General features: G+C 45.7%; 22 protein-coding genes. 2 read left to right on the plus strand and 20 right to left on the minus strand.

The window, feature by feature from the left end:
• Window positions 1-17 precede the first annotated feature (17 nt).
• Complete coding sequence (gene prsW / locus A0126_RS08910) at window positions 18-677, minus strand: glutamic-type intramembrane protease PrsW (protein WP_088837328.1); 660 nt, start codon at window positions 675-677, stop codon at window positions 18-20.
• Between the two features lie 157 nt (window positions 678-834).
• On the opposite strand from prsW, the gene A0126_RS08915 reads away from it, so the two are divergent.
• On the plus strand, window positions 835-1,800 hold the full coding sequence (locus A0126_RS08915) for an asparaginase (protein ID WP_088837329.1): 966 nt from the start codon (window positions 835-837) through the stop codon (window positions 1,798-1,800).
• A gap of 68 nt (window positions 1,801-1,868) precedes the next feature.
• Here the strand turns inward: A0126_RS08915 and A0126_RS08920 are convergent, their stop codons facing one another.
• The 8 genes from A0126_RS08920 to A0126_RS08955 form a co-directional block, all read right to left on the minus strand.
• Window positions 1,869-2,861 carry a YpdA family putative bacillithiol disulfide reductase gene (locus tag A0126_RS08920; protein ID WP_088837330.1) on the minus strand — a complete coding sequence of 331 codons (993 nt, stop codon included), beginning with the start codon at window positions 2,859-2,861 and terminating at the stop codon, window positions 1,869-1,871.
• Between the two features lie 116 nt (window positions 2,862-2,977).
• The gene (locus A0126_RS08925) at window positions 2,978-4,243 is read right to left on the minus strand and encodes a Glu/Leu/Phe/Val family dehydrogenase (RefSeq protein WP_029330690.1); all 1,266 of its coding nucleotides are present in this window, start codon (window positions 4,241-4,243) and stop codon (window positions 2,978-2,980) included.
• 134 nt (window positions 4,244-4,377) lie between these two features.
• Window positions 4,378-5,322, minus strand: coding sequence for a D-alanine--D-alanine ligase (locus A0126_RS08930; RefSeq protein ID WP_029330692.1), 945 nt, complete (start codon window positions 5,320-5,322; stop codon window positions 4,378-4,380).
• A 175-nt stretch (window positions 5,323-5,497) separates the two neighbouring features.
• Window positions 5,498-6,088 carry an adaptor protein MecA gene (locus tag A0126_RS08935; protein WP_088837331.1) on the minus strand — a complete coding sequence of 197 codons (591 nt, stop codon included), beginning with the start codon at window positions 6,086-6,088 and terminating at the stop codon, window positions 5,498-5,500.
• A gap of 59 nt (window positions 6,089-6,147) precedes the next feature.
• Window positions 6,148-7,032 carry a MerR family transcriptional regulator gene (locus tag A0126_RS08940; protein WP_088837332.1) on the minus strand — a complete coding sequence of 295 codons (885 nt, stop codon included), beginning with the start codon at window positions 7,030-7,032 and terminating at the stop codon, window positions 6,148-6,150.
• A gap of 71 nt (window positions 7,033-7,103) precedes the next feature.
• Window positions 7,104-7,298: a hypothetical protein gene (locus A0126_RS08945; protein ID WP_029330697.1), complete on the minus strand. Its 195-nt coding sequence runs from the start codon at window positions 7,296-7,298 to the stop codon at window positions 7,104-7,106.
• Between the two features lie 37 nt (window positions 7,299-7,335).
• Window positions 7,336-8,766: a RecQ family ATP-dependent DNA helicase gene (locus tag A0126_RS08950; RefSeq protein ID WP_239456730.1), complete on the minus strand. Its 1,431-nt coding sequence runs from the start codon at window positions 8,764-8,766 to the stop codon at window positions 7,336-7,338.
• Window positions 8,766-9,782: a YpbB family protein gene (locus tag A0126_RS08955; protein ID WP_088837334.1), complete on the minus strand. Its 1,017-nt coding sequence runs from the start codon at window positions 9,780-9,782 to the stop codon at window positions 8,766-8,768. Before A0126_RS08955 ends, A0126_RS08950 begins: the two co-directional genes overlap by 1 nt.
• Before the next feature lie 276 nt (window positions 9,783-10,058).
• On the opposite strand from A0126_RS08955, the gene A0126_RS08960 reads away from it, so the two are divergent.
• Window positions 10,059-10,307, plus strand: a complete 249-nt coding sequence (locus A0126_RS08960; RefSeq protein ID WP_012370689.1) for a ferredoxin — start codon at window positions 10,059-10,061, stop codon at window positions 10,305-10,307.
• Window positions 10,308-10,434: 127 nt separating this feature from the next.
• Here the strand turns inward: A0126_RS08960 and A0126_RS08965 are convergent, their stop codons facing one another.
• From A0126_RS08965 to A0126_RS09015, 11 genes are all read right to left on the minus strand, one after another.
• Window positions 10,435-11,394 carry an ABC transporter permease gene (locus tag A0126_RS08965; protein WP_029330703.1) on the minus strand — a complete coding sequence of 320 codons (960 nt, stop codon included), beginning with the start codon at window positions 11,392-11,394 and terminating at the stop codon, window positions 10,435-10,437.
• Entirely contained in the window at window positions 11,394-12,467 is a 1,074-nt protein-coding gene (locus A0126_RS08970) for an ABC transporter permease (protein WP_088837335.1), read from the minus strand. Before A0126_RS08970 ends, A0126_RS08965 begins: the two co-directional genes overlap by 1 nt.
• Window positions 12,464-13,993 carry an ABC transporter ATP-binding protein gene (locus A0126_RS08975; protein WP_088837336.1) on the minus strand — a complete coding sequence of 510 codons (1,530 nt, stop codon included), beginning with the start codon at window positions 13,991-13,993 and terminating at the stop codon, window positions 12,464-12,466. The genes A0126_RS08970 and A0126_RS08975 overlap by 4 nt, the downstream gene beginning before the upstream one ends.
• A 68-nt stretch (window positions 13,994-14,061) precedes the next feature.
• Window positions 14,062-15,129 carry a BMP family lipoprotein gene (locus A0126_RS08980; RefSeq protein ID WP_029330708.1) on the minus strand — a complete coding sequence of 356 codons (1,068 nt, stop codon included), beginning with the start codon at window positions 15,127-15,129 and terminating at the stop codon, window positions 14,062-14,064.
• Window positions 15,130-15,256: 127 nt separating this feature from the next.
• Window positions 15,257-15,976 (minus strand): GntR family transcriptional regulator, encoded by a 720-nt coding sequence (locus A0126_RS08985; RefSeq protein ID WP_029330710.1) that lies wholly within the window; start codon window positions 15,974-15,976, stop codon window positions 15,257-15,259.
• Between the two features lie 222 nt (window positions 15,977-16,198).
• The gene (locus A0126_RS08990) at window positions 16,199-17,215 is read right to left on the minus strand and encodes a BMP family lipoprotein (RefSeq protein ID WP_088837337.1); all 1,017 of its coding nucleotides are present in this window, start codon (window positions 17,213-17,215) and stop codon (window positions 16,199-16,201) included.
• Window positions 17,216-17,461: 246 nt separating this feature from the next.
• A complete protein-coding gene (locus tag A0126_RS08995) occupies window positions 17,462-19,630 on the minus strand; it encodes a DNA translocase FtsK (RefSeq protein WP_088837338.1) in 2,169 nt (722 codons plus the stop codon).
• A 69-nt stretch (window positions 19,631-19,699) separates the two neighbouring features.
• The gene (locus A0126_RS09000) at window positions 19,700-21,364 is read right to left on the minus strand and encodes a ribonuclease J (protein WP_029330716.1); all 1,665 of its coding nucleotides are present in this window, start codon (window positions 21,362-21,364) and stop codon (window positions 19,700-19,702) included.
• A 153-nt stretch (window positions 21,365-21,517) separates the two neighbouring features.
• Window positions 21,518-22,180: a M15 family metallopeptidase gene (locus tag A0126_RS09005; RefSeq protein ID WP_088837339.1), complete on the minus strand. Its 663-nt coding sequence runs from the start codon at window positions 22,178-22,180 to the stop codon at window positions 21,518-21,520.
• A complete protein-coding gene (locus A0126_RS09010) occupies window positions 22,180-23,439 on the minus strand; it encodes a lipid II:glycine glycyltransferase FemX (protein WP_029330720.1) in 1,260 nt (419 codons plus the stop codon). Before A0126_RS09010 ends, A0126_RS09005 begins: the two co-directional genes overlap by 1 nt.
• Window positions 23,436-24,899 (minus strand): UDP-N-acetylmuramoyl-L-alanyl-D-glutamate--2,6-diaminopimelate ligase, encoded by a 1,464-nt coding sequence (locus tag A0126_RS09015; RefSeq protein ID WP_088837340.1) that lies wholly within the window; start codon window positions 24,897-24,899, stop codon window positions 23,436-23,438. Before A0126_RS09015 ends, A0126_RS09010 begins: the two co-directional genes overlap by 4 nt.
• Window positions 24,900-24,901: the final 2 nt, after the last annotated feature.

Genomic DNA, 24,901 nt, shown 5'->3' on the forward strand with positions numbered 1-24,901 from the left:
CTCCCAATCCATTCTATTCAATTACTATTTTTTTTGTATCGATGATTCAAGCGATTCGCACTCTTAACTTGGTAAAGGCCGACTCCCCATAAAATCACCATAAAAATAATGGGCAGCAAGGAAATACCACCATTTTCCAATATTAACAAATTAAACATACTGTGCGCAATCATCGGAACGATTAAGGACAGACTTAGCCAACGATTCGGGTAAATTGAAAATTTTGCACGCCCCATAAAGAAGCCCATTAGAACAGCAAAGAGTGCATGACCCGATACAGGAAGCAACGCTCTGAATATCATGTGTTCAACCGTCCCATTGACCATTAAATATAAAATATTCTCAAGCGTCGCAAAGCCGAGCGAACAGGCGACTGCGTAAATGATACCATCATAATAATCATTGAAACGTTGATGGATATATACGGTATAAAAAACGATAAACCATTTCGCAAATTCTTCCGTAATTGCCGTTCGAAACAGACGAATCGATTCATCTCCCCCAAATTCAGTCTGAACGACGTAGTCGATGAACATCAATGGAAACACAAGTAAAATGCCAAAAATGAAACTCCGTAAAATATAACCGACGGGTTCAGCTTCATGTTCATGGCGGAGATAAAAATAAGTAAGTAGTGCAATTCCCGGGGCAATTCCTGAGAAAACGATCGATAACACGTTTTTGCCCCCTTCCTATTCCTTAAGGATAAAGGTTTCTCCTGGAAAAGAAAACCGAGTCCATTGTATATCCGAAAAAAAAAGGTACAATTATGGATGAAAATGAATAGTCAGCTTTTAGTGTCTGACTATCGAACGAATAGACAGGAGGCTCTTTATGAAAAAATTACTATTAGTCCATACCGGAGGCACGATCGCGATGGCACAAAATCATTCCGGTCACGTTCTGCCGAATGACATCAACCCACTTGATGCTTCATTGCCACGTGCGACCGACATCGCGGACATCACGACACGCCACTTCGCGAACCTTCCTTCACCACACATCACACCGGACATCATGCTCCGTCTCGCACACTTCATCAAAGAAGAACTGCAGGCAGGGTATGATGGCGTCGTCATCACGCACGGAACGGATACGTTAGAAGAAACGGCTTATTTCTTACAGTTGACGATTGGTGCTCCAATTCCAATCGTCTTGACAGGTGCGATGCGTTCATCAAATGAAGTCGGTTCAGACGGTGAGTTTAATTTGATTACGGCATTGCGTGTAGCCGTCAGTGATGCAGCTAGAGGAAAAGGGGTTCTCGTTGTCTTTAACGGAGAAATCCACTCTGCTTTTAACGTCACGAAAACGCATACTTCTTCTGTCGATACTTTTAAATCTGTTCATTTCGGTAACTTAGGGATGGTCACGAAAGATCATGTCTATTTATTCAATACACCTGTCTTAAAGCCAACGCACATGGTGACGAAACTAACAAAGCGTGTCTCCGTCCTAAAAGTTTACGCCGGGATGGACCCCGACCTTTTAGTTGCTGTCGGTGAACTTGGTTATGATGGTCTAGTCCTCGAAGTACTCGGGCAAGGAAATGTGCCACCAAGTCTGATGGATGCGATTCGTCAGCTGACTGAACAAATGCCAATCGTCATCGTCAGTCGTTGCTTTAACGGCATCGTCCAAGATGTCTACGGATATGCAGGCGGAGGACAACAATTAAAAGAACTTGGTCTGATTTTCTCGAATGGTCTGAACTCACAAAAAGCTCGCTTGAAATTGATGATTGAGCTCGAAATCGAGGCTACACACCCTGAACTTGAGACTTCATTTCAAGTCGAATGATCTGTCACTAAAAATAACCGCTTCCCGGGGAGGGAAACGGTTATTTTTTTAGCGATCGAAAAGAGCGCTTATCGCGTCGTTTCACGAACAAGTCGATCTGCAAGACTCGTTGCAATCAATTCTCCATGAAAACGACCGTTTTCGATAAATATTTTGTTGGCGTCATATCCTGCAGCGACGACACCCGCAATATAAATGCCGGGAACGTTTGACTCCATCGTTTCCTCATTGAAATCCGGAATTCCCGTTTCTCCATCAATCATGATACCGGCATCCGCGAACAAACCAACGTCCGGTGTGTAACCTGTCATCGCAAAAACAAAATCTGCTTTAATTGAGGTCGCTTCTCCTTGTTCTTTATAATGGACGTGCGTCGGTGTGATGGAATCGATCGTTGCGTTAAACACCATCTTGACCTTCTCGGCCCGTACGAGCGCTTCGAAGTTCGGGAGGACCCATGGCTTGATTGACGGACTGTACGCTTCACCACGGTATAACAGCGTGACATGTGCACCTGCCTTCTCAAGTTCAATTGCGGCATCGACACTCGAATTTTTTCCACCAATGACGACAACGTCTTGTCCGAAGAAAGGATGACCTTCTTTAAAATAATGAGAAACGTGCGGTAATTCCTCACCTGGTACGTCCATTTTATTTGGCAATCCGTAATAGCCTGTCGCTAAGACGAGTGCCCGTGCCTGACGCGTCACCGTCTCCTCCATTCGCGACGATACGACTTCGAACCCTTCACCATCCGCACGTTTACTGATTCGTTCCACCGTCTCAAACGGACGAATCGTGATTTCTTTCCGTTTAACGACTTCACGGTAATAGACGAGTGCATCTTGGCGTTTCGGCTTAAGTTCCTTGTTGATAAACGGAACACCACCGATTTCTAATTTTTCGCTACTCGAAAAAAATGTTTGATGCGTCGGATATTGATAAATCGCTTCGACGATGTTTCCTTTTTCGATGACTTCGACAGCTAATCCACGATCTTGCATCTCGATCGCTGCCGATAACCCACACGGTCCTGCACCAATGATGAGACAATCCAGCATAATCTTTTCTCCTCTTCCACGTGCTTTTTTTTTATCTTAGCAAACATGAGCAAACGAAGAAAGAATTTAAGTTACATGAAAAAAGTTCACTCCTGTAAGAAGTGAACTTTTTCAAATTAAACCCATCCACGGAAGCGTGAGGCTTCCGCCATTTTACGAACGCCTACCATGTAGGCAGCGAGGCGCATATCAACATTTCGTGTATGCGATGTTTGATACACTTGATTAAACGAGTTCACGAGTACTTTTTCAAGCTTTTCATGCACTTCTTCTTCCGTCCAGTAATACCCTTGGTTGTTTTGAACCCATTCAAAGTAGGACACCGTTACGCCACCACTTGAAGCCAAGACATCGGGAACAATCAAGATTTCACGATCTGCGAGAATTTTCGTCGCTTCATTCGTCGTCGGACCGTTGGCTGCTTCGACGACGATTCGCGCTTTAATGTCATGCGCATTATCTTCCGTGATTTGATTTTCAATCGCTGCCGGAACAAGAATATCACACTCTAATTCGAGCAGTTCTTTATTTGAAATTGTATTTTTGAAAAGCGTCGTCACCGTCCCGAACGAATCGCGACGATCAAGTAAATATGGGATATCCAGTCCGTTCGGATCATGGAGAGCGCCATATGCATCACTGATCGCAATGACTTTCGCCCCTAAATCATGCATGAACTTCGATAAGAAGCTCCCTGCATTACCAAACCCTTGAACGACGACGCGGGCTCCTTCTAATGTAATCCCTTTCTTCGCAGCAGCTTCCCGAATCATGATGGCGACCCCTTTAGCTGTCGCAGTCTCACGCCCGTGGGAACCACCGAGTACTAACGGCTTTCCTGTAATGAAGCCCGGTGAATTGAATTCATCAATCCGGCTGTACTCATCCATCATCCAGGCCATGATTTGTGAGTTCGTGAAGACATCAGGTGCTGGAATATCTTTTGTCGGACCAACGATTTGACTGATTGCACGGACATAGCCACGACTCAGACGCTCGATTTCCCGGAAACTCATCTCTCGTGGATCGCAAATGATTCCACCTTTACCACCACCGTATGGTAAATCGACGATTCCTGCCTTCAAGCTCATCCAGACTGATAACGCTTTGACTTCGACTTCCGTTACGTTCGGGTGGAAACGGATTCCACCTTTCGTCGGACCGACAGCATCATTGTGTTGCGCCCGGTAGCCGGTAAAGATTTTTGTTGACCCATCGTCCATCCGAACTGGAATCCGAACCGTCAACATCCGCAACGGTTCTTTTAACAATTCATACATTTCGTCCGGGTAACCCAACTTCTCAAGTGCCTCTTTTACGATTTCCTGTGTTGCTTCAAGTACGTTTTTCCGATGATTCGCATGTTGTTGGTCAGTGATCATTCCAACGTTCCTCCCCATAAGTGGCATCCCCTATGCCGTTTCCTTGTTCGGATAAAGTATACCTTGTTCCGACGTGTAATGAAAGGGATTCCTACTATATTTGTAAGCGCTTTCTATCATCTACTCTTTTTTGTTTACTTTATGTTGTTCGAAGTCGCTTGATGACGTGTAATCGCTAGATTGATAAACGATTCGACTAGCTCTGGATAATCAATCCCGATTGCCCGTGCCCCGTCCGGGAATAGACTTGTCGCTGTCATACCAGGTAGCGTATTGGTTTCTAAAATAACGGGATGACCGATTTCAGGCACCAGGAAATCAGAACGGGAATAGCCCGAACATCCGAGGACTTGATGGGCGAGGACTGCCCACTCTTGTAATTTTTGTGTCGTCACCTCATCAAAATCAGCAGGACAGATATGCTCTGATCCACCGACTGCATATTTTGATTCATAATCATAAAATTCATTTTTAGGAATGATTTCGATGACGGGCAACGCTTTTTCAGCACCTTTTTGGCCGAGCACCGGTACGGTTACTTCTCGCCCTTTAATGAATTGTTCAATCAAAACCGCATCGTCTGCCTGAAAAGCGAGTTCGATTCCGCTTCGTAACATCGCGTCGTCCATCGCAATCGTCAATCCATTTGACGATCCTTCTTGAGCCGGTTTGACGACACAAGGGAATTCACCGCCCCACTGCCGGACCTTATCTGCGATGTCGTCACCGCGTTCAATCAAGACATCACGCGCAATCCGAATGCCAGCCTTCTCAAAGTGCAACTTCGACCGTGCTTTATCCATCGCTAAAGCGGAAGCCAACACACCTGATCCAGTATACGGAATATCCGCTAACTCTAGTAATGCTTGAACACGACCATCTTCTCCATATTTTCCATGAAGAGCAATGACGGCGACTTCAACATCCAGATTGAAAATTTCTTCAGCACGTTCCGGATGGAAATCGATGGCAACGACTTCGTGCCCTTTTCCCTCCAATGCTTGAATCACGGACTTCCCGCTACTTAACGAAACCTCACGTTCTCCAGAAATCCCACCATATAATACTGCCACTCTCATACTCTTCACTCCTTCATCTTACGTTCACTGTTTATCATACCATCACTCTTTCAACGAAAAAATACAAAATGGTGTTAACTGATGATTCCTCATGAAAAAGACCACTTTCCGTCAGAAACCGGTCAGTGGTCTTAAAAAGAATCGTCGTATGTGCCGATTCGTTAAAAATCATCATTTACACAGAAAATGTTCCGGCAATCATTTTGATTGCATCTGAACGCTGAAGTGTTTTTCCGTATTCCGCCATCGCGAGCGGACTTTTCGCACTTGGTACGCCATATTCAGACAGTACGGTCGTAATCGTCCGTTCAAGCGCCTCTGCCATCCGTTCCTCGAAATACAAGTAATACCGCCCTTCGAAGTAGTACAGCCTACCACCCGTTTCCGTCATCAGAACGTGGCGAAGCAATCCGTGGCTCGCTTGAATGACGTCCTCGAATTCTTCGAGTTGATACAGGACATGGTGTACGATATCGACGGTCATCCGAATTTCTACTTGATCAAATTCATCAAACGTTTCTTCTGGTAATTCACCTTCTCGTCGTACATCGACCAACATCCCGTCATTCGGAAAGAATGTCACAAAAAATTCAAGTGTCCCGACCGCATGAAATCCAAAATTTGATTCTGCTTCTTCTAACAGGTTACGTAATAGGTCCTGTCCTTTTCCAACTGCCAGTGTTTCTGGTCGAACGTCGTGAACGGATAGTTCCTGCTTCGTAATAAACACACGTAAATGCCCTTGTTTAAATGTCTCAAATCTCATCTAAGACTCCTCCAGTCAATGCCGGAGAAAAACAACTTCTCCGTTCAATATGAATCACACTATACACCAGTTGTCGGAGTGAGTCGACTTAACCAACTTTTCCAGGAGGAATCGTCCGTCCCGAGGAGGTGATCCGCGTATTTTTCAGGGAGCTGTTCGACGGCATAACCACCTAGACCAATCTCGACGTTCGGTACAGCCTGTCGTAGTTCGGCAAGCGCTTCATCTAAAAGACTGAGGTGGTCAGAAATCGTACACGAAAGGACGACAGCACGTGGTACTAATTGTTTCGTCACCGTCACAAGATCTGACACGGGAATTCCTGCCCCAAGAAAAATCACATCGAAGCCGGATTGGCGTAAGTATAGCGTAAAAAATAACAATCCCAATTCATGTTCTTCTTCTGGCGCACATACACATAAAATGCGCGGTAAAAAAGGATTGATCGGCATTTGCAACGACAATGTTGAAAGGCGGGCCCGTAAAAAGGCTGTCGCAAAATGTTCATGCGCAATCGTAATTTCACCATTTTCCCACTTTGAGCCGATTTCGTGCAGCAACGGTCCAACGATATCTTGAATCACCTTATCGAAACTAAACATTGAGAATGCCTTATTCATGATGTCATGGGCATGTCGTTCCTCAAATGTCGTTAATGCCTCAAACAGCTGTTCACGTAGTTCAACACCATAATCAAGTGGAAGCTCCGTGCGACTGACAGGCATTTCGTACAGTTGAATCGCTTTCGAAACAGATAGTCCTTCTTTTTGTTTGTCTACAATCCAGCGGAGCTTCGCGACATCGCTATCACTATAGATGCGATGCCCAGATTCACTCCGGTCCGGATCAAGCACTTGATATCGCCTTTCCCAAGCACGAATGGTCGTTGGGTTGAGCCCTACTAATGCAGCGACTGCTTTGATATTATATTTCCCACGATCCATGCACCGTGCCTCCTTCCTTCTCCTTTTCAGTATACCCGTAAAGGAAAATAATCTCTGTTCACAATGTGCCCTTACATCATGAAACCGAGGGAAACGAAGGCGATAATGATTGTAATCATAAGAATCGTCAGCGTAATGGCTAACGGATTTTTGACAAAGGGTTGCTTTAACCGTTCATTCCGCACATGTTCAATTCGTGAAGAACGTGGTGGTAAGCTTGATTTTGGTTCTTCTTGTCGGTTCTTTCGTTGATCGTATTTACTCAATTTCATCACCTTTTCTAAAAATAAGGATAGTACTAGTTTACACTGAATCGGCTGATGAAAAAAAGACCCCTTCTAATCGTTGTTCCCAATCCAAAATTTCAATCGTATGCCTTTTTTGCGGTGATTGTGTTGTCGTATTACCACAAATATCACAGCACCGGTCCTGGACGATCGGTTGCTCATCAAAATGATTCAAGATGAACGTTCGTCGACACGTTATACTTTGAATATAATTTATCATTTGCATAAGTTCACGTAAACGTATCTTTTTTCGCTCTTCTTGCCAAGCGATGATGTCCTCACGCGACCAGCGATCACTGAGTTGCGATTTTAATAACCGATACGCCGGATCTTCGACATCTAACCCTAAACGCCGTTCCATCGTTTCAAGCGGTTCCTGACGTGCCATGCCCGCTAACAATTGGTCAATCCAAAGCACGGGGGCATACTGCTTTTCGACTAAAAACTGCTGTAGACGGTGATCCCCCTTTGCATAGAGCAGTAGCGCTGTCGACGGCGCTCCGTCTCGCCCTGCCCGACCGACTTCCTGCATATAGGCTTCAATCGTCGCCGGCATCGAGTAATGGATGACGGTCCGGACATTCCCTTTATTGACCCCCATGCCGAAGGCACTTGTACAGACGAGACTCTCAATCTCATCATGTAAGAATTGTTGTTGGATCAATTGACGATCCTCTGCTTCGAGTCCTGCATGGTAGTATGTCGCCTTCGTGATTAGACGTGCGACACGCTCTGCTTCGTTTCTTGTCGTCGTATAGATGACACACGGACGTTCTACCTTCGTCAACCAGTTTACCAGCACATGATCTTTTTGATCAGGCTCAACGTCTTCGACGATAAATTGAATTTCCGGTCGATTGACGGAATGCCGGATAATCGTCGGGTCCGACAGCTCTAAGCCTCTTAACATATCCTGTTCCACTTGTTTCGTTGCTGTTGCCGTCAAAGCTAAACAAGTCGGGTTTCCGAGTTGTTTCTTTACGATTCCAAGCTTCGCGTACTCGGGGCGAAACTCATGACCCCATTGTGAAATACAATGCGCTTCATCCACGACGAATAAATTAATGTTTGTTTGCTGAAGCCGTTGTTTGACGTTCGGCATCGCCAATTGTTCCGGTGACAAATACAAATACCGAAGTTGACTCAGGTGACGTAAAATCTGCTCTTTTTGGTCTTTTGTTTCGTGCGACGTCAATTTAGCGACGGAACGTTCACCGCGACTTTTGATTTGCATGACTTGATCTTCAATCAACGATAAGAGCGGCGAAAGGATGACGGTCAACCCTTCTGGCAACAAATAGGACGGAAGTTGATAACAGATCGACTTCCCTCCCCCGGTCGGCAAGATGGCGACCGTATCGCGACCTGCTAAAACGGACGCAATGATGTCTTTTTGACCGGCTCGAAAGCGGTCATGCTTAAAATAACGTTTTAAGACAGTCTCCATCATCTCTCCTCCCATCTTTTTCGCGCTAACGCGATACGAATTTGAAAATAATCGGTCTCAAGCTTCAATTCACCTTTAATTCGTTTCAACGAAAATGTCTCGTTTCGATTTGCTACTTCAATCACTTCTTTAAATTGTGCATCCGATAAGAATTGGCTCCGCGGGAATACGTCACTGTACATCGCAATTTCGACGAGGTGATCTTCCATCGTGCTCTTCTTCAGGCGGCGCCGCTCGGAGATTTCATTCAAAGCAAATCCGTTACGTAACATATCCCACGTTTTCTGTGCTGATTGTGTCATCTTCGATTGATCAATATCTTCACCAAGACGTAAAATCAGTCCTGCTTCATCCAAGTGACGCAGACATTTTCGCCAAGCCATCATAAATTCCAAGCGGAGCGACAAGACGTCACTGTCAAGTTTCTCTTCAAGTTGCGGGTAAGACAAACCTGTTTTCAACCCCGACAAGCGGTAGCTGATGAGCGTCGCTTCTTTTACCGACAGCTGACGCAACGCCTCTCGTAATTCATGGTACACCTGATTAATCCACTGCGTACGCTGCGGCATCCCTTTGACGTATCCCCGGACCCAGTCCTTTATCGCGACGTCTTGCTGAACCGGTACGAAAAATCGTTTTTGTTCGAGACAAACGACGGTTTGAATCAAAAGGCTTAAGCGTTTCCATAAAATGATTGGAAATCCACGCAATTCACCGCCCATGTCATCGATTAAAAACGGTACTTTGATCGAGGATTCACCAAGCTCCGTGATGCGCAACGTTTCCGCTCGTTCAATGAATCCCTGCTGTTCCAGCTCAAGCAGTAGCCGATCGAATGTTTCTCGTCGAAAGGGCAGCACCCCAAAGACAGTTTCTAATTCATAGAAATGTGCATCCTGGAGTGATGTTGCCGAACGTTTTCCTTGAAGGATATGAAAGAGGCTACGATCTGTCCGTTCACCCCGGAGACGACTAATGGTTTCTAACAAAACTTGATTGACGACAGTCAATTTCATCCACTCCCCCTCACCTTCGATCGGTTTGATTATATTTAAAGTATCGTCTTCATTCGTTTATATGTATAGCATAATTAGCTTGGCCTTTCCAAACCTCTTTCTTAGATTAACGCACCTACTGCGCCTTACCCTACTATTTCCATCGCATCCTGTTACTTTGTTTGAATACTTCTACCGCTTCCTCATTGAAAAGAACGCATGAGTCCGATACAATGACATATAGATGAGAACAATACTAGATCAATCATGTTTTCGAATAGAGAGGAGAAATACAAAATGGCTAAATTTACGATTGTCGATAAAGACACGTGTATCGCTTGTGGCGCTTGTGGTGCCGCAGCACCTGATATCTATGACTATGATGACGAGGGCTTAGCATACGTCATTCTAGACGATAACAAAGGGACAGCAGAAATCCCGGAAGCATTGTTCGATGACATGATTGACGCATTCGAAGGTTGCCCAACTGATTCAATTAAAGTGGCAGACGAATCATTCGAAGGCGACGCATTAAAATACGAATAAGTATTTGACAGTATGGTAGCTTCACGCCATGCTGTTTTTTTTATGACCATACATCAAAAAAGCTGTACGTCTCGACCCAATCGGTCGAGCCGTACAGCTTTTTTTAACAAGAATACCTGAATGATCGTTATCGTTTCCCTTTGATGTACGGTACACCAACAGCTTTTGGTGCATCGGCGCGACCGACGACACCAGCAAGTGCAAGGATCGTTAAGACGTAAGGCGCAATCAAAAGATAGACTTGAGGAATTTGATCGAGTAATGGTAACTGTTGTCCGATGATCGAGATCGCTTGAGCGAAACCGAAGAACAAGGCAGCTGCCATTGCACCGAGCGGATTCCATTTTCCGAAAATCATCGCGGCGATCGCAAGGAAACCTTGCCCGAGAATTGTCGTCACGCTGAAGTTCAATGAAATCGAAGTTGCATAAACTGCACCCGCAAGACCACCGAATCCGCCTGAAATCATGACTCCGATAAAGCGCATCTTCGTGACGTTAATCCCCATCGTATCTGCTGCCATCGGATGTTCTCCGACAGAACGGAGACGAAGACCGAATGGTGTCTTAAAGACGACGAACCATGCCACAACTGCTAAGATAATCGCAATGTACGAAGTATAGTAGACGTTTGCAAAAAACATTTTTAAAACAGGAATATCAGATAGGAACGGCACATTCTCTTTCGAAATCCGGTTCGGAATCGAGTCTGTTTGTCCTTTTCCATAGAAGGCACGCACTAAGAAAATCGCAAGACCAACTGCTAAGATATTGATCGCGACACCAAGTACCGTTTGGTCGGCACGGAACAAAATCGCAGGCACTGCAAGGAATAAAGCGAAGATTGCTCCGATGACGATAGCGATTAACATCGCAATCCATGGACTAGCAGCGCCGAATCCCATCTTCGATAATGTCAGGGCTGAAACAACACCCGTGAATGCACCCATGACCATCAAGCCTTCAAGCGCGATGTTGACGACACCAGAACGTTCACTGAAAATACCACCGAGCGCTGCAATGATCAATGGAGCCGAATAGGCAAGCGCAATCGGTACGATAATATAAAGTACATCTAGAAAGCCCATTATTTATCGGCTCCTTTCACTTTTTTGCCTTCTGCTCTTTTAACCGTCAGCTTTTCGATGACGAGACGGATCGCGTAACCGGAAGCGACGAAGATGATGATGAAGGCGATGATGATTTTAATCAGTTCTGGTGGAATCCCGATTTGTTGCATCGACAATCCGCCAATGTTGAGTCCGGCAAATAATAATGCGGCCAGAACAACTCCGATCGGGTTGTTCGCACCAAGTAAGGCGACGGCGATTCCGTCAAATCCAACACCCGTAAAGGATGCGTTTAGCGTCATGTTTTGGAATGTCCCTAACCCTTCCATCGCACCAGCAAATCCAGCGAATACACCAGAGATGACGAATGAGAGAATGATGTTCTTGTTGACACCCATACCGGCATACTCTGCAGCACTTTTATTAAATCCAACTGCACGTAACTCGTAACCGAGCGTCGTCTTCCAAAGAATGAACCAGAAGACGAGTGCGGCGACGATGGCAATGAAAATCCCATTGTGCAAACGCGAAAAATCCGTTAACTCTTGCAAGAATGGTGAAGCCAACGAAGCCGTTTCTTTGACTGAATCTGTCCGCTCGTTTTTGATTCCGATGACGTGACGTAAAATATCATTCGTCACATACAACGCGATGTAGTTCATCATGATTGACGTGATGACTTCATGGACATGGAAACGCGCTTTTAAAATACCTGGAACCGCAGCCCAAAGTGCACCCGCTAAACCCGCTCCGATTAACGCGAGTGGCAAGTGGATTGCTGTCGGGAGATCGAAAGAAATCCCGATCCAGACCGCGACCATCCAACCGACTAAAACTTGACCTTCAACCCCGATGTTAAATAATCCCGTTCGAAAGGCAAAGGCGACGGCGAGACCCGCAAAAATCAATGGTGCTGCTGCACGCAACGTTTCTCCGATACTATACGGTTCACCAAAGATTCCGTAAAACAGTTGATCAAATCCAGCGATTGGGTCATAACCACCAATCAACATGACGATGGCACCAACTACCATACCGAGGATAATTGACAAGATTGGAATCAAAATCCCATAAAAACGTTCGAGTTTCATGAACGACCTACCTCCTCTTTCTTACCGCCAGCCATCAGGAAGCCGAGTTCAATTTCATTCGTTTCCTTAGGATCGAGAAAGGCTACTGTCCGTCCTTCATACAGAACGGCAATGCGGTCTGAGACTTGTAAAATTTCTTCGAGTTCAAACGAAATCAAGAGGACAGCGCGTCCTTTTTCCCGTTCAAGTACTAACTGCTCATGAATGAATTCAATTGCACCGACATCGAGTCCACGTGTTGGTTGCGCAGCAATTAATAAGTCAGGTGAACGATCGACTTCACGCGCGATGATGGCTTTTTGCTGGTTCCCGCCCGATAAGGCGCGAGCAAATGTTTCAGGACTTGGAGTTCGGACGTCGAACTTCTCAATTAACGTTTGAGCTTTTTCCATGACCTGCTTGTAGTTCATGATGCCTGCTTTTGAATACGGTTTTTGATAGTACGTTTGTAAGACCATGTTATGACCGATTGAATAATCAAGAACGAGTCCATGTTTATGACGGTCTTGAGGAATATGACCGATGCCCGCTTCCGTCACTTTCCGCGGCTTCAGGTTTTTGATTGATTTGTTGTTTAAGAATACTTCTCCGCTTTCGGCTCTTCTTAATCCTGTGATTGCTTCAATCAATTCAGTTTGACCATTCCCATCAATCCCTGCAATCCCGACGATTTCGCCGGCTCGAACATCTAAGTTCAGTCCGTCGACTGCTTTAATCCCACGACCGTCTTTAACGACGAGGTTTTTTACATCGAGAACGAGTTCTTGTGGATTTGCCTTGGAATACTCCGCATCAAAGTTTACTTCACGGCCAACCATCATTTCAGCGAGTCTCGACTGTGTCATCGTTTCATCGATATCAACTGTACCAATGTACTTACCACGACGAATCGTCGTACAGCGATCTGCCACTTCCATGATTTCCTTCAATTTATGTGTGATCAAGATGATCGACTTACCTTCAGCAATCAACCGATTCATGATTTGAATCAATTCTTTGATTTCCTGAGGCGTCAATACAGCCGATGGTTCATCGAAGATGAGAATGTCAGCTCCACGATACAGTGTCTTTAAAATCTCGACACGTTGTTGCATCCCGACTGAAATATCTTCAATTTTTGCATCTGGATCTACCGCAAGACCATACTGCTCCGAAATTTGGCGTACTTTCTCCCGGGCAGTTGCGCGGTCGATTTTGAGACCAGATTTCGGTTCTGCACCTAAAATGATGTTTTCCGTGACGGTGAAATTTTGAACGAGCATGAAGTGTTGATGCACCATGCCGATTCCAAGATCATTCGCGACGTTCGGACTTGTAATATTAACTTTTTCACCGCGTACACGAATTTCTCCAGCCTCAGGCTGATACAAACCAAATAAGACGTTCATCAGCGTCGATTTTCCGGCACCGTTTTCACCAAGTAAAGCGTGAATCTCACCTTTCCGAAGCTGGAGCGTGATATTATCATTTGCGACGAAACTGCCAAACTCTTTTCGTATGTTTAGCATCTCAATGACGTATTCCAAGAAAATCCACTCCCATGTTTAGTTTAAAAGGGGAGGCCGCAATGCTAGCGACCCCCGCTTCCATTTTATTAAAGTGATGCTTCGTACTCTTTATACTCATCGTCAGTTGCTGGAACTGTGATCTTTCCATCGATGATTTGCTTTTTGTAGTCTTCGACTTTCGTCAAGACGTCTTTTTCAATGTTGTCTTGTGAAGGTGCGATATCAACGCCGCCGTCTTTAAGACCGAATTCTACGACTTTACCTGCTGGGAAGTTGCCATCTTTCGTATCTTTCGCAACTTGTTCAACTGCTGTATCAACACGCTTAACCATTGACGTCAATGTAACGTTTTCTGGCATACCTTCTTCGACTTGGTCACGGTCAACACCGATGACCCAAACATCTTCACCGTTTTTCTTACGGTTTTTCGCTTCTGTGAAGACACCTTGTCCTGTACCACCAGCTGCGTGATAAATCACGTCAACTTTCTTGCCGTACATCCCTGAAGCGATTGCTTGTCCTTTTTCAGCAGCATTGAAATCTTCTGCATATTGAACTTCAACTTTTGCATCTGGGTTGACAGCCATGACGCCTGCTTTAAATCCACTTTCAAACTTTTTGATTAAGTCTGAGTTTACGCCACCGACGAATCCGACTTTATCTGTTTTCGTAGTAAGACCCGCGACGACACCGACGAGGAACGAACCTTCGTTTTCCTTGAAGACGATTGACGCGACGTTCGGCTTATCAACGACCATATCGACGAGTGCAAAGTTCTTGTCGTCAAACTGATCCGCTACTTTACCGATGTCTTCTGCCATCAAGAACCCGATTCCGAGAATCAAGTCGTAGTTCGCACGTGCTAATTGTTGTAAGTTCGGTTGATAATCCGATTGTTTTGCTGATTGAAGGTATTTGTAACCAGTTCCTTCTTCCAAATCGTTATCTTTACCGAACTTCTGAATGCCTTCCCATGCAGATTGGTTGAATGATTTATCATCAACACCGCCTGTATCTGTGACCATACCTACTTTGAAGCCGTCTTTTTCGCCGCTTCCTGAATCTTTAGAATCATCGTTGCTACCACATGCTGCGAGTACCGAACTCATTGCTAAACCTGTTGCTGCTAATGCGAGAAGTGACTTCTTTTTCATCTGAAATAATCCCCTTTCGAATATGGTCATACAAAGTTCCTGACTACGTCAAGCACCTGAGGCTGGTGATGAGGAGCGTTACGTAGGTTGGCGGAAGCGCTTTCAGTAAAACTCCTAAAACAATCGATTATACACGTTTACGGATGACATGGAAATCAAACTTATCCGCACGGAAATAGTTCGCTGAATAAAGAACGGATCGGTCGAGCTCATCATAATGCGTTTGTCGCAACGCGAGCAAGGGTTGGTCCGTATGTAATTGTTCAGCGATTTTCGGATCGATTCGAGGTTCGATATGCGTCACCGCATGTGTGACCCGACGACCTAGTTCTTTTTCTAGTGCGTCGAACAGTGAAGTCGAAGACGTAAACTGTTCTTCATTTTTAATATAATGGCTTGGAATCTTATCGACGCAATAGACAACAGGAACATCTCCTGCAAGTCGGATTCGTTCGATTCGATAAACCAGTTCATCCGGACCAAGTTGGAAACGTTCTCGGTCACGTTCTGTCGGTTGAACCATTTCTGAAGATAAGACTTCAGACGTTGGAATCATCCCAGCGCGCGCAATCATCTCCGTCACACTGTACAATTCTTCAATCCCCGACGTGAATGGTGGTCTTGCATTGATAAACGTACCGACACCGTGTTTACGGATGACGATGTTCTCATCTTCAAGAATTCGTAAAGCCTCCCGAAGAGTCGCTCGACTAACGCCAAGTTGCTTTGAAAGTTCAAACTCTGAAGGTAGTTTCTCGCCTTCCTTGTAAACGCCGTCATCGATGTCAGACTTAATCTTTTCAATCACTCGTAAGTAAAGCAAACGATGATCTAATTTAATCGACATGACGCATCTCCATCCTCTATCTAGTTGTAACCAGTGCTCAGACTTCTGACGTATGAGAACTCCAGCCAAGATAAGTATATGACGTCGAACACAATCCTGCAATCATTTTGTAACAGGTTAGAAGTCTGACTTCTGGCGCTTTTGTAACCCTTTTCATATCGTATCTATTGTTGGAAGAAAATAGGGCGTTCTACCTAAGAATGCCCGCTCTTCCTTTGACGCTTATTGTTCAGGTACTTCTGTTTTACCTGAAATGACTTTGTCTTTCGCTTGTTCGAGCATGTCGAGTGTCTTTTTCGAAATTTTTTCTGACTCAATGATGTCAACGCCTTGCTCTTTCAAACCGTAACGAATCGTCTCTCCACCTGTGAGTTTTCCAGCTTTCGCTTCATTCGCTGTATCTTTGACCGCTAAGTCCACTCGTTTGATGACAGATGTCAACGTGACATCTTCTGGCATGCCTTCTTCTTGTTGGTCACGATCGACACCGATGACAGCAACTTCTTCTCCATTTTTCTTCCGGTTTTTTGCTTCTGTGAAGACGCCGTTTCCTGTTCCACCGGCTGCCGGGAAAATGATATCTGCCCCTTTACCATACATGCCTGCTGCGATTGCTTGTCCTTTTTCAGGTGCAGCGAAATCTTCTGCGTACTGTACGTCAACTTTGATGTTCGGATTAACGGATTTTGCCCCAGCCTCAAAGCCTGCCCGGAAGCGTTCGATTACATCCATCTTCATTCCACCGACAAAGCCGATGTGATCTGTTTTCGTTTCCATCGCGGCAACGATTCCCGCAAGGTAGGCACCTTCGTTTTCTTTAAACGTAATCGATGTCACGTTGTCTCCTTCGACGACGTTATCGATAATTGCAAACTGTGTATCTTTAAACTGATCGGCAACCGTTTTGATATCTTCATTAAACGTATTCCCAATCCCAAAAATCAAATCTTCTCCCGCTCGTGCAAGACGCGATAAGTTCGGTTGGTAATCTTGTTGCGATTTTGATTGAAGGTACGAGTAACCCTCATTTTTCTGAAGGTCGTTTTCTTTTCCATACGCTTGCAGACCTTCCCACGCCGACTGGTTAAACGATTTATCATCGATTCCGCCTTTATCGGCAACCATTGCGACAGAAAACTCGTCCTTGTTTCCCTTTGCACTATCATCTGATCCTCCACATGCTGCGAGTCCCACTGTTGCTACCGTCATTGCTGACACAAGTACTTGTTTTTTCTTCATTGTCATTCATCTCCTCTTCCATTTATGTGAGCGCTTTCATTATCTATTTGTGTAAAAGTCGCTCACTTACCTCTGTGAGAGGTAGGTCAACTCATATGACTGAGTATGACAAAACATGCGTATAAAATCAACAGACGTCTGACAACTATTTTCCTGAAATCGTTCTCATTTAGACTTTTTTTAATATTTTCTTACACGTAAAGAAAACCAACGCTCATTATGTGAACGCTGGTTCTCTGTTATTACTTAACGTCCGATGACTCGGCGTGGTTTCGATCCTTCTGACGGACCGACGAGGCCATTCTCTTCTAATGCATCGATCAGTCGTGCAGCGCGATTATAACCAATCCGATACTTCCGCTGTATCATTGACGTCGAGGCTGTACCTTGCGTCAAGATGAACTGAACAACCTCATCATATAACGGATCGTCGACGTCAGATTCACCCTCAGGAACATCTTTTGGAATCATCGCTTCCACGTACTGTGCTTTTTGTTGACTGATGACATGGTTGACGACTTTTTCAACCTCTTCGTCCGATAAGAACGCCCCTTGGACACGAACAGGTTTATTCATCCCATTTCCAAGTAGTAGCATGTCTCCTCGTCCGAGTAGCTTATCAGCCCCGCTCGTATCGAGGATGGTGCGAGAATCCGTTCCACTCGATACGCTGAAAGCAATCCGAGACGGTATGTTCGCTTTGATGACACCCGTGATGATATCGACACTTGGCCGTTGTGTTGCGATGACCATATGAATGCCGGCTGCCCGTGCCATCTGAGCAAGACGCATGATGGCATCTTCGACTTCGTTTGAAGCGACCATCATCAAATCTGCTAACTCATCGACAATGACGACGATGTAAGGTAGGCGTTGATGGACTTTCTCTTCCGCATTCATCTTATCAATCAATGCATTGTAGCCTTCGATGTTGCGGGCGCCGTTCTGACTGAAGATTTCATACCGCCGTTCCATCTCTGAAACGACTTGTTTTAAGGCTTGCGCCGCTTTTTTCGGGTCGGTGACGACGGGTGCGAGAAGATGCGGAATGCCATTGTAGACATTCAACTCAACCATTTTCGGATCGATCATCATCAAGCGGACTTCATCCGGTCGTGCCCGCATCAATATCGAGACGATCATCCCATTGATACAGACTGACTTTCCGGATCCCGTCGATCCTGCGACTAACACGTGTGGCATTTTGTTTAATTTCGCCGTCACGGTCTCTCCCGAGATACTCCGTCCAAGAGCGACAAGTAATCGATCAGGATCGGCTTGAACGCTTTCTGCTCCGAGGACTTCCCGAAGTGAGACCATCGCCACTTCACGATTCGGCACCTCGATCCCGACCGCTGCCTTTCCCGGAATCGGTGCTTCGATTCGAATGTCCTTCGCAGCGAGCGCGAGCGCCAGGTCATCTGCGAGTCCCGTAATCCGACTTAGCTTGATTCCTTGATGCGGTTCAATTTCATACTTCGTGACACTTGGACCTAAATGAATTTTTAAGACCTTTGCCCCAATCCCAAACGACTTTAAAGTCGCAATCAATTTCGTTGCATTGTCCTTGAGGCGTTTGTTCTCACCTGATAAATCTTTTGATGTCGGTTCCATCAATAATTCAAGAGAAGGCAATTGGTATCCGTCCGGTGTTTCAGTCATCGTCAACGGACCTTGTAGTTCAGCCGCCTGCGGTTCGACATGGTCCGCGAACCCGATGATCGGGACGTCTTGAATACTCTCCACTGCATCTTCTGGTTCGTTTTCCGGAAGTGACGGCACAGTAGTCTCCTGTTTAGCTGTTGTTGGTTTTGCTTGCCGTTCGAGTGGTTTACGTTCTTTTTGTTTTTTAGCCTCTTTGACAGGACGCTCCTTGCGTTCAGGTAAAGATCGCTCACGATTTCGAAACGCTTCCACCCGCTCGAGCATTCCATGCGCCAGTTCACTGAAGAATAACGGATGAAGCAGGTGCACGCTTGTGCCAATTAAAAACAACCCAATCAAGAAAGCACCAAAACTCGAAATGTAATAGGCCGATCCTTGATAGAGCCAAGCATTTAATGTACCCCTCGGCTCTCCTAATATTAAATCAATCCAAATTAAAAGACCGACTGCGAGTAAACTGATCGCCCATTTTTTTTGTCGCTCGAGTTGCGATAGGAACAAGAGGAGCAAACTCCCTGACAAGCCATAAAGCAACGAGCCGAATTGACCGACCGTATCAAAAGCGAACTCGGCGAACTTCTCACCGACTCGTCCAAATTCTCCTAACGCAAGAAGATAGGCTAGTAATAACAAAACAGCGAAAACACCTACATATGTACGATATTGAATCGGAGGGCGTTGTTTTTTAGCCGGCGGTCGTTTCCGTGCCGTCGTTTGTTTGCGAACAGGTTTCTTTTTTGTCGTCGCCATCTATACTACCTCCTGATAAAAAAACGACTCAGCTGACCAGGAATTGGTCGATCTGAGTCGCTCTTCTTGTTAAATCTCCATGATGATCGGCAAAATCATTGGACGACGTTTTGTCTGTTCATATAGATAAGAACTCAGCTTATCTCGGATCAACGACTTCATTTCAGTCCAATCGAGTTCTCCCGTTAATTTTCCTTGGAGTTGTTTCGCGACGATTCGGTTAGCCTCATTGATCATATCTTCTGACTCACGCATGTAGACGAATCCACGTGAGATGATTTCTGGGCCTGACACGATCGTTTTGTTCTTCCGACTAATCGTGATGACGCAGAGAACGACACCATCTTGAGACAAGAGACGACGGTCACGTAAGACGATGTTCCCGACATCTCCTACACCAATCCCGTCAATCAACACATTTCCGGCATTCACTTTACGTGACATGCGTGCTTTACGTTTTTCAAATTCGACCACATCACCATTTTCAATAATGAAGATGTTGTTTGCATTGACACCTACCGTCTGTGCGAGACGACTATGCGCTTTTTGCATCCGGAATTCTCCGTGAATCGGAATAAAGAACTTCGGTTTGATTAAGTTGAGCATCAACTTCAAGTCTTCTGCGTGACCGTGACCAGACACGTGAACTTTACGTTGGTTATAAATGACGTTCGCCCCGGCACGGAACAACAGATCGATTGTTTTCGAAACCGATTTCTCGTTCCCTGGAATTGGTGACGCTGCGACGACGACTGTATCGTTAAGACGGATGTTGACTTGTTTATGTGCATTGCGTGCCATCCGTGTTAATGCCGCCATCGGCTCGCCTTGTGAACCGGTCGTCAAGATGACGACTTGGTTATCATCGAGGCGATTGATTTCTGATAACTCAATCAATGTTTTTTGCTTGAACCGTAAATAGTTCAAACGTTGCGCGACTTCGACGATGTTGACCATACTTCGTCCGACGACTGCAACTTTCCGGTTATTCGCTTCGGCCGCTGCGAATACTTGTTGCAAGCGGTGAACGTTCGATGCGAACGATGCAACGATAACACGACCTGGTGCTTCATAGATGACGTCGTTCAATTCGGACCCGACCGTCGACTCTGAACCGGACATCCCTGGCCGCTCTGCATTCGTTGAATCAGATAGAAGACATAAAACGCCCCGTTGCCCGATTGCTGCAATCTTACCGAAATCTGCTTGTTTCCCGTCGACTGGTGTGTAGTCAAACTTGAAATCCCCCGTATGAACGATGGCTCCTTGTGATGTTTGGATACAAACCCCGACCGCATCCGGTATCGAGTGGTTGACGCGGAAGAACGTAATGAAATGTCCCGCAACGGTTAATTTCGTCTTGGCATCAATTGGACGAAGATCTGCCTTCTTCAATAAACCGGCTTCTTTTAATTTGATTTCAATCAATCCGAGTGTCAGGCGTGTCCCGTATACAGGCACTTTCAAGTCACGTAAGACGTAACTGAGTGCGCCGATATGGTCTTCGTGACCGTGCGTGATGAAAATCCCTTGAATCCGTTCTTTGTTTTCCTTCAGATAACTTATGTCTGGAATGACTTTGTCAATTCCAAGCATCTCATCTCCTGGGAACATCAAGCCAGCATCGATTACGAAGATGTCCTCGTCGAGTTCGACGACGTACATGTTCTTACCGATTTCACCAGCCCCACCAAGAGCAAAGACGCTTACTTTTTCCGTCTTTTTCTTTGACACAACATGACCTCCTATTTGTATTCACTTTTCGTGAGCCGTCCACTTATCACTATCACTATTCTAGCCGAACTTTGCCTTCCTGCCAACAACGGGACTAGGAAAATTAAAAAAAAACGTCATACCGAATCAGAACATGTCCGGTATGACGCTTCATCAGGATTCAAGCAAGTGCTCGATTTCCTCAGTTCGATTGGCCTTTTCTTGCTTACTCGGTCGTGCACCGGACTTCAATTCACTTAAAGAATAATTGAAATTCATCTCGAAATGCGGATAATCAACAAAACGCTTCCAGTCGCCACCCCACTCAAATCCAAGGGCTTTACCAACATCGGCGACCTCTCGCCAATCACTCTTGCCTGTTTGATTGCCATCGTAGTCAATGTCATATGAAATCCCGCCATCAATCATTTGTACGAAGTCAATCGCTAGACCGTAGTTATGCATTGATTCCCCGCCACGCGCATTTGTTACGATGTCACCAGGCGTTGAACGACCTTGTGCATAGAGGGCATCCTGTTGTTTTTCAGTGCGATAACCTTGCGTGATTCGAATATCGATATCGTAGCAAGAGTGGCTAATTCGAATCAAATCCTCTGCCCCTGCTTCGACTGCCGGGTGGAGCTGTTTGAGGTTGTCGCGACTAGCATTAATCAAACGGTTCTCCCCTGCTACATCCCGGGGACAGCTGTCAATTCCTAAATCTGGTTGGTCTAGTAGAACAGACGGTAAACGATTTGTTGAAGCGGCAAGAAACAACCCGACCGCGAACATCGCGAATAAAAACAAGATCCAGGCAAAGATTGTCCCTCTCTTCATTAGCGGCGGAACTTCTTCCGTAAACGCTTCAGAATCGGTAGACCTGTTTCAAGCACAAGATAAAGAGGTTTGTTGAGAACGTAATCAAATTCTCCGATTTTTTCAATCATCGTACTGCCCCAGCCCGACTTAAACGCGTATAACCCTGCATAGTGATCATCCGGGTCCGTCGATCCACTGACGCCACCAAAATCATACGATACGGCGCCGTGCGCTTTGGCATACTGCATCATCGTCCACTGCATCAAGTGATTCGGCATGAACTCACGATACTCATTTGACGACGCACCATATAAATAGTAAGAACGACGACCGGCAAGCGTCAATAATCCACCTGAGAGAATGACGCCGTCCGGATGCTTCGCGGCAATTGCCATCAACTCAGTTTTTGATTTCTCAGCCTTGTCGATTTGTGCTGTCGTCTGTTCGAGACGATTGTTCAGACTCTTGATTTTTTTCTCCGTCGTCTCCTTTTCAAGCTGTCGGTGGATTTTTGCCAATTCGCGATCAGCTTGTAACAATAATGCTTCCGTGCTTTCAAGTGCCTTCGCCGCATCAAGTTTTGTTAAAAAGAGTGCCGCATCCCCGTTCGGACGCAAATGATCATAGAGATTTTCGAAGTAGTCAAGACCACGGATCGAGAACCCGTCCCGTTCGCCCGTTTCGACCATCAACTTCGCGAACGTTTTCAGTTCTTCACGACTCGCTTCATAGCAAACAATTCCTTTTCGTTCAGCCAGTCGGACGTTGTAGCGAAACTTTGAATGAAACCGATCAAAGATTTCTTTCTCCGTTCCTTCAAGGCTCGTCTCCATCGTAAAACGCGGTTGCGCATGATCGAAGCCGCCACCAAAACCATTGTGCTTAAATCCGAGGGCCATCATTTCTGTCAGCAGTGTCGGGTCCTCATCACGATCAATGTTCGGATCCAATTTGATGGCGATGGCTTTATGTTGTTTTGCCACCTTAATCGCGAGATCACGCAGTGCTGTGACGGCTTCTTTATTTGCATAATCGACGACAAATCCGCGCGGTGCGTAACATAACGTAAACGGTAGTTTCGGCACTTGCTTAAATAAGAGTAAAGCGACACCGATTGGTTGACCGTCCGGCGTTCCAACAGCAATCCGCTGATGGGTCCATCCTGTCGCCTGTTTGACGTCTCCCCATGCCGGCAACTGTAATAAGTCCCCTTTTGGATGTGTTTTAACAAACGCTTCAAATCGTTCTGTCGTTAATTCAAGTGGTTGATAATTCACTGCTTTTCCTCCAATTGGCGTATCATCTCTTTGACGATTTGTTCTTCGTCGAGTGGTGTTTTTTCGTCACCAATGATTTGATATTTTTCATGCCCTTTTCCTGCGAGAATGACGATATTATCGGGACGTGCAAGACTCGCTGCATATCGAACGGCTTCGACTCGATCGCCAATTTCGACGAATTGGTCATGAAGCATCCCTGACGCAATCCCTGATGTGATCGACTCATAAGACTCAAAGCGCGGATCATCCGTCGTGACGATGACCGTCCCGGCATAGGTCGATGCCAATTGTCCCATCATCGGACGTTTCGTCACATCCCGATTTCCACCTGTTCCAATCAAGAAAATAATCTTCTCTTTCGGGACATCGACGAGAGCCTTCAGACATTGCTCGATTCCATCTGGTGTATGGGCGTAATCGACATAGACATTATACCCGTCGATCGGTAAACGTTGCATCCGCCCTTGGGCTGGCTGAATCTGAGTGATCGCGTTCGAAATCTCAGGTAAACGATAGCCGAGTGATAATAAGATACCTGTTGCGAGCAACAAGTTATAGACGTTAAAACGACCAATGAATTGGACCGTCAATTCAATCGACTCTTCTTGATAATCCATCGTAAATGTCGTCTCTTGAAGTGTCTGTGTAATGTTGTGTGCCTGCAAATCCGCGGGCTGATCAATGCCATATGTTAACACGCGCGCACCCGTCATCATCTCAAACAATTCACTTGTCGCATCGTCTGCATTCAAGACGGCTACCTTTTCATCCGATAGGCGCTGTCCGAGTTGTGCAAACAATAACCCTTTTGCGCGGGCGTAGTTTTCGAACGTCTTATGGAAATCGAGATGGTCATGCGTTAAGTTCGTAAATCCTGCCACATCAAAATCCGCGCCCGTGACACGTCCTAGCTCTAATCCATGCGACGATACCTCCATAATGACGTCTTCAACGCCCTCTTGGTACATCTGATGGAAAAATGCTTGCAGTTCCGAGCTTTGTGGCGTCGTATTCCGACTTGGAACGACACGGTCACCAATCTTCACTTCGACGGTCCCGATGATTCCTGTCTTACGCCCTAGGCGCGCCAAGACGTCACGAACAATCGTCGTCGTCGTCGTTTTTCCGTTTGTTCCTGTAATGCCAATCATCCGCATTTTTTCGGAAGGATAATCATAGAATTTCCCTGCAAGTTCAGCGATTGCCCGCGTCGTACTTCTGACAAGAATGACAGGAATCGTCACATCGAGCGCGTGTTCAGCGATGATTGCAATTGCTCCGCTCGATTCAGCCTGTCGAGCGTAATCGTGTCCATCTACTGTATATCCTTTAATCGCGACAAATAATGTCCCAGGCTTCACGTCACGTGAATCTGTCGTCAAAGAGACGACTTCCGCATCTACCATCCGTTCAATTTTTTGAATTTGGATGGCTTCGATTAATTCAGCTAAATTCAAGG

This window comes from Exiguobacterium sp. N4-1P (genome assembly GCF_002214325.1).

Coding starts and splice junctions, on each gene's coding strand:
- A0126_RS08915 (WP_088837329.1), top strand. CDS start 835: ATGAAAAAATTACTATTAGTCCATACCGGAGGCACGATCGCGATGGCA.
- A0126_RS08920 (WP_088837330.1), bottom strand. CDS start 2,861: ATGCTGGATTGTCTCATCATTGGTGCAGGACCGTGTGGGTTATCGGCA.
- A0126_RS08925 (WP_029330690.1), bottom strand. CDS start 4,243: ATGATCACTGACCAACAACATGCGAATCATCGGAAAAACGTACTTGAA.
- A0126_RS08930 (WP_029330692.1), bottom strand. CDS start 5,322: ATGAGAGTGGCAGTATTATATGGTGGGATTTCTGGAGAACGTGAGGTT.
- A0126_RS08935 (WP_088837331.1), bottom strand. CDS start 6,088: ATGAGATTTGAGACATTTAAACAAGGGCATTTACGTGTGTTTATTACG.
- A0126_RS08940 (WP_088837332.1), bottom strand. CDS start 7,032: ATGGATCGTGGGAAATATAATATCAAAGCAGTCGCTGCATTAGTAGGG.
- A0126_RS08950 (WP_239456730.1), bottom strand. CDS start 8,766: ATGGAGACTGTCTTAAAACGTTATTTTAAGCATGACCGCTTTCGAGCC.
- A0126_RS08955 (WP_088837334.1), bottom strand. CDS start 9,782: ATGAAATTGACTGTCGTCAATCAAGTTTTGTTAGAAACCATTAGTCGT.
- A0126_RS08960 (WP_012370689.1), top strand. CDS start 10,059: ATGGCTAAATTTACGATTGTCGATAAAGACACGTGTATCGCTTGTGGC.
- A0126_RS08965 (WP_029330703.1), bottom strand. CDS start 11,394: ATGGGCTTTCTAGATGTACTTTATATTATCGTACCGATTGCGCTTGCC.
- A0126_RS08970 (WP_088837335.1), bottom strand. CDS start 12,467: ATGAAACTCGAACGTTTTTATGGGATTTTGATTCCAATCTTGTCAATT.
- A0126_RS08980 (WP_029330708.1), bottom strand. CDS start 15,129: ATGAAAAAGAAGTCACTTCTCGCATTAGCAGCAACAGGTTTAGCAATG.
- A0126_RS08985 (WP_029330710.1), bottom strand. CDS start 15,976: ATGTCGATTAAATTAGATCATCGTTTGCTTTACTTACGAGTGATTGAA.
- A0126_RS08990 (WP_088837337.1), bottom strand. CDS start 17,215: ATGAAGAAAAAACAAGTACTTGTGTCAGCAATGACGGTAGCAACAGTG.
- A0126_RS08995 (WP_088837338.1), bottom strand. CDS start 19,630: ATGGCGACGACAAAAAAGAAACCTGTTCGCAAACAAACGACGGCACGG.
- A0126_RS09005 (WP_088837339.1), bottom strand. CDS start 22,180: ATGAAGAGAGGGACAATCTTTGCCTGGATCTTGTTTTTATTCGCGATG.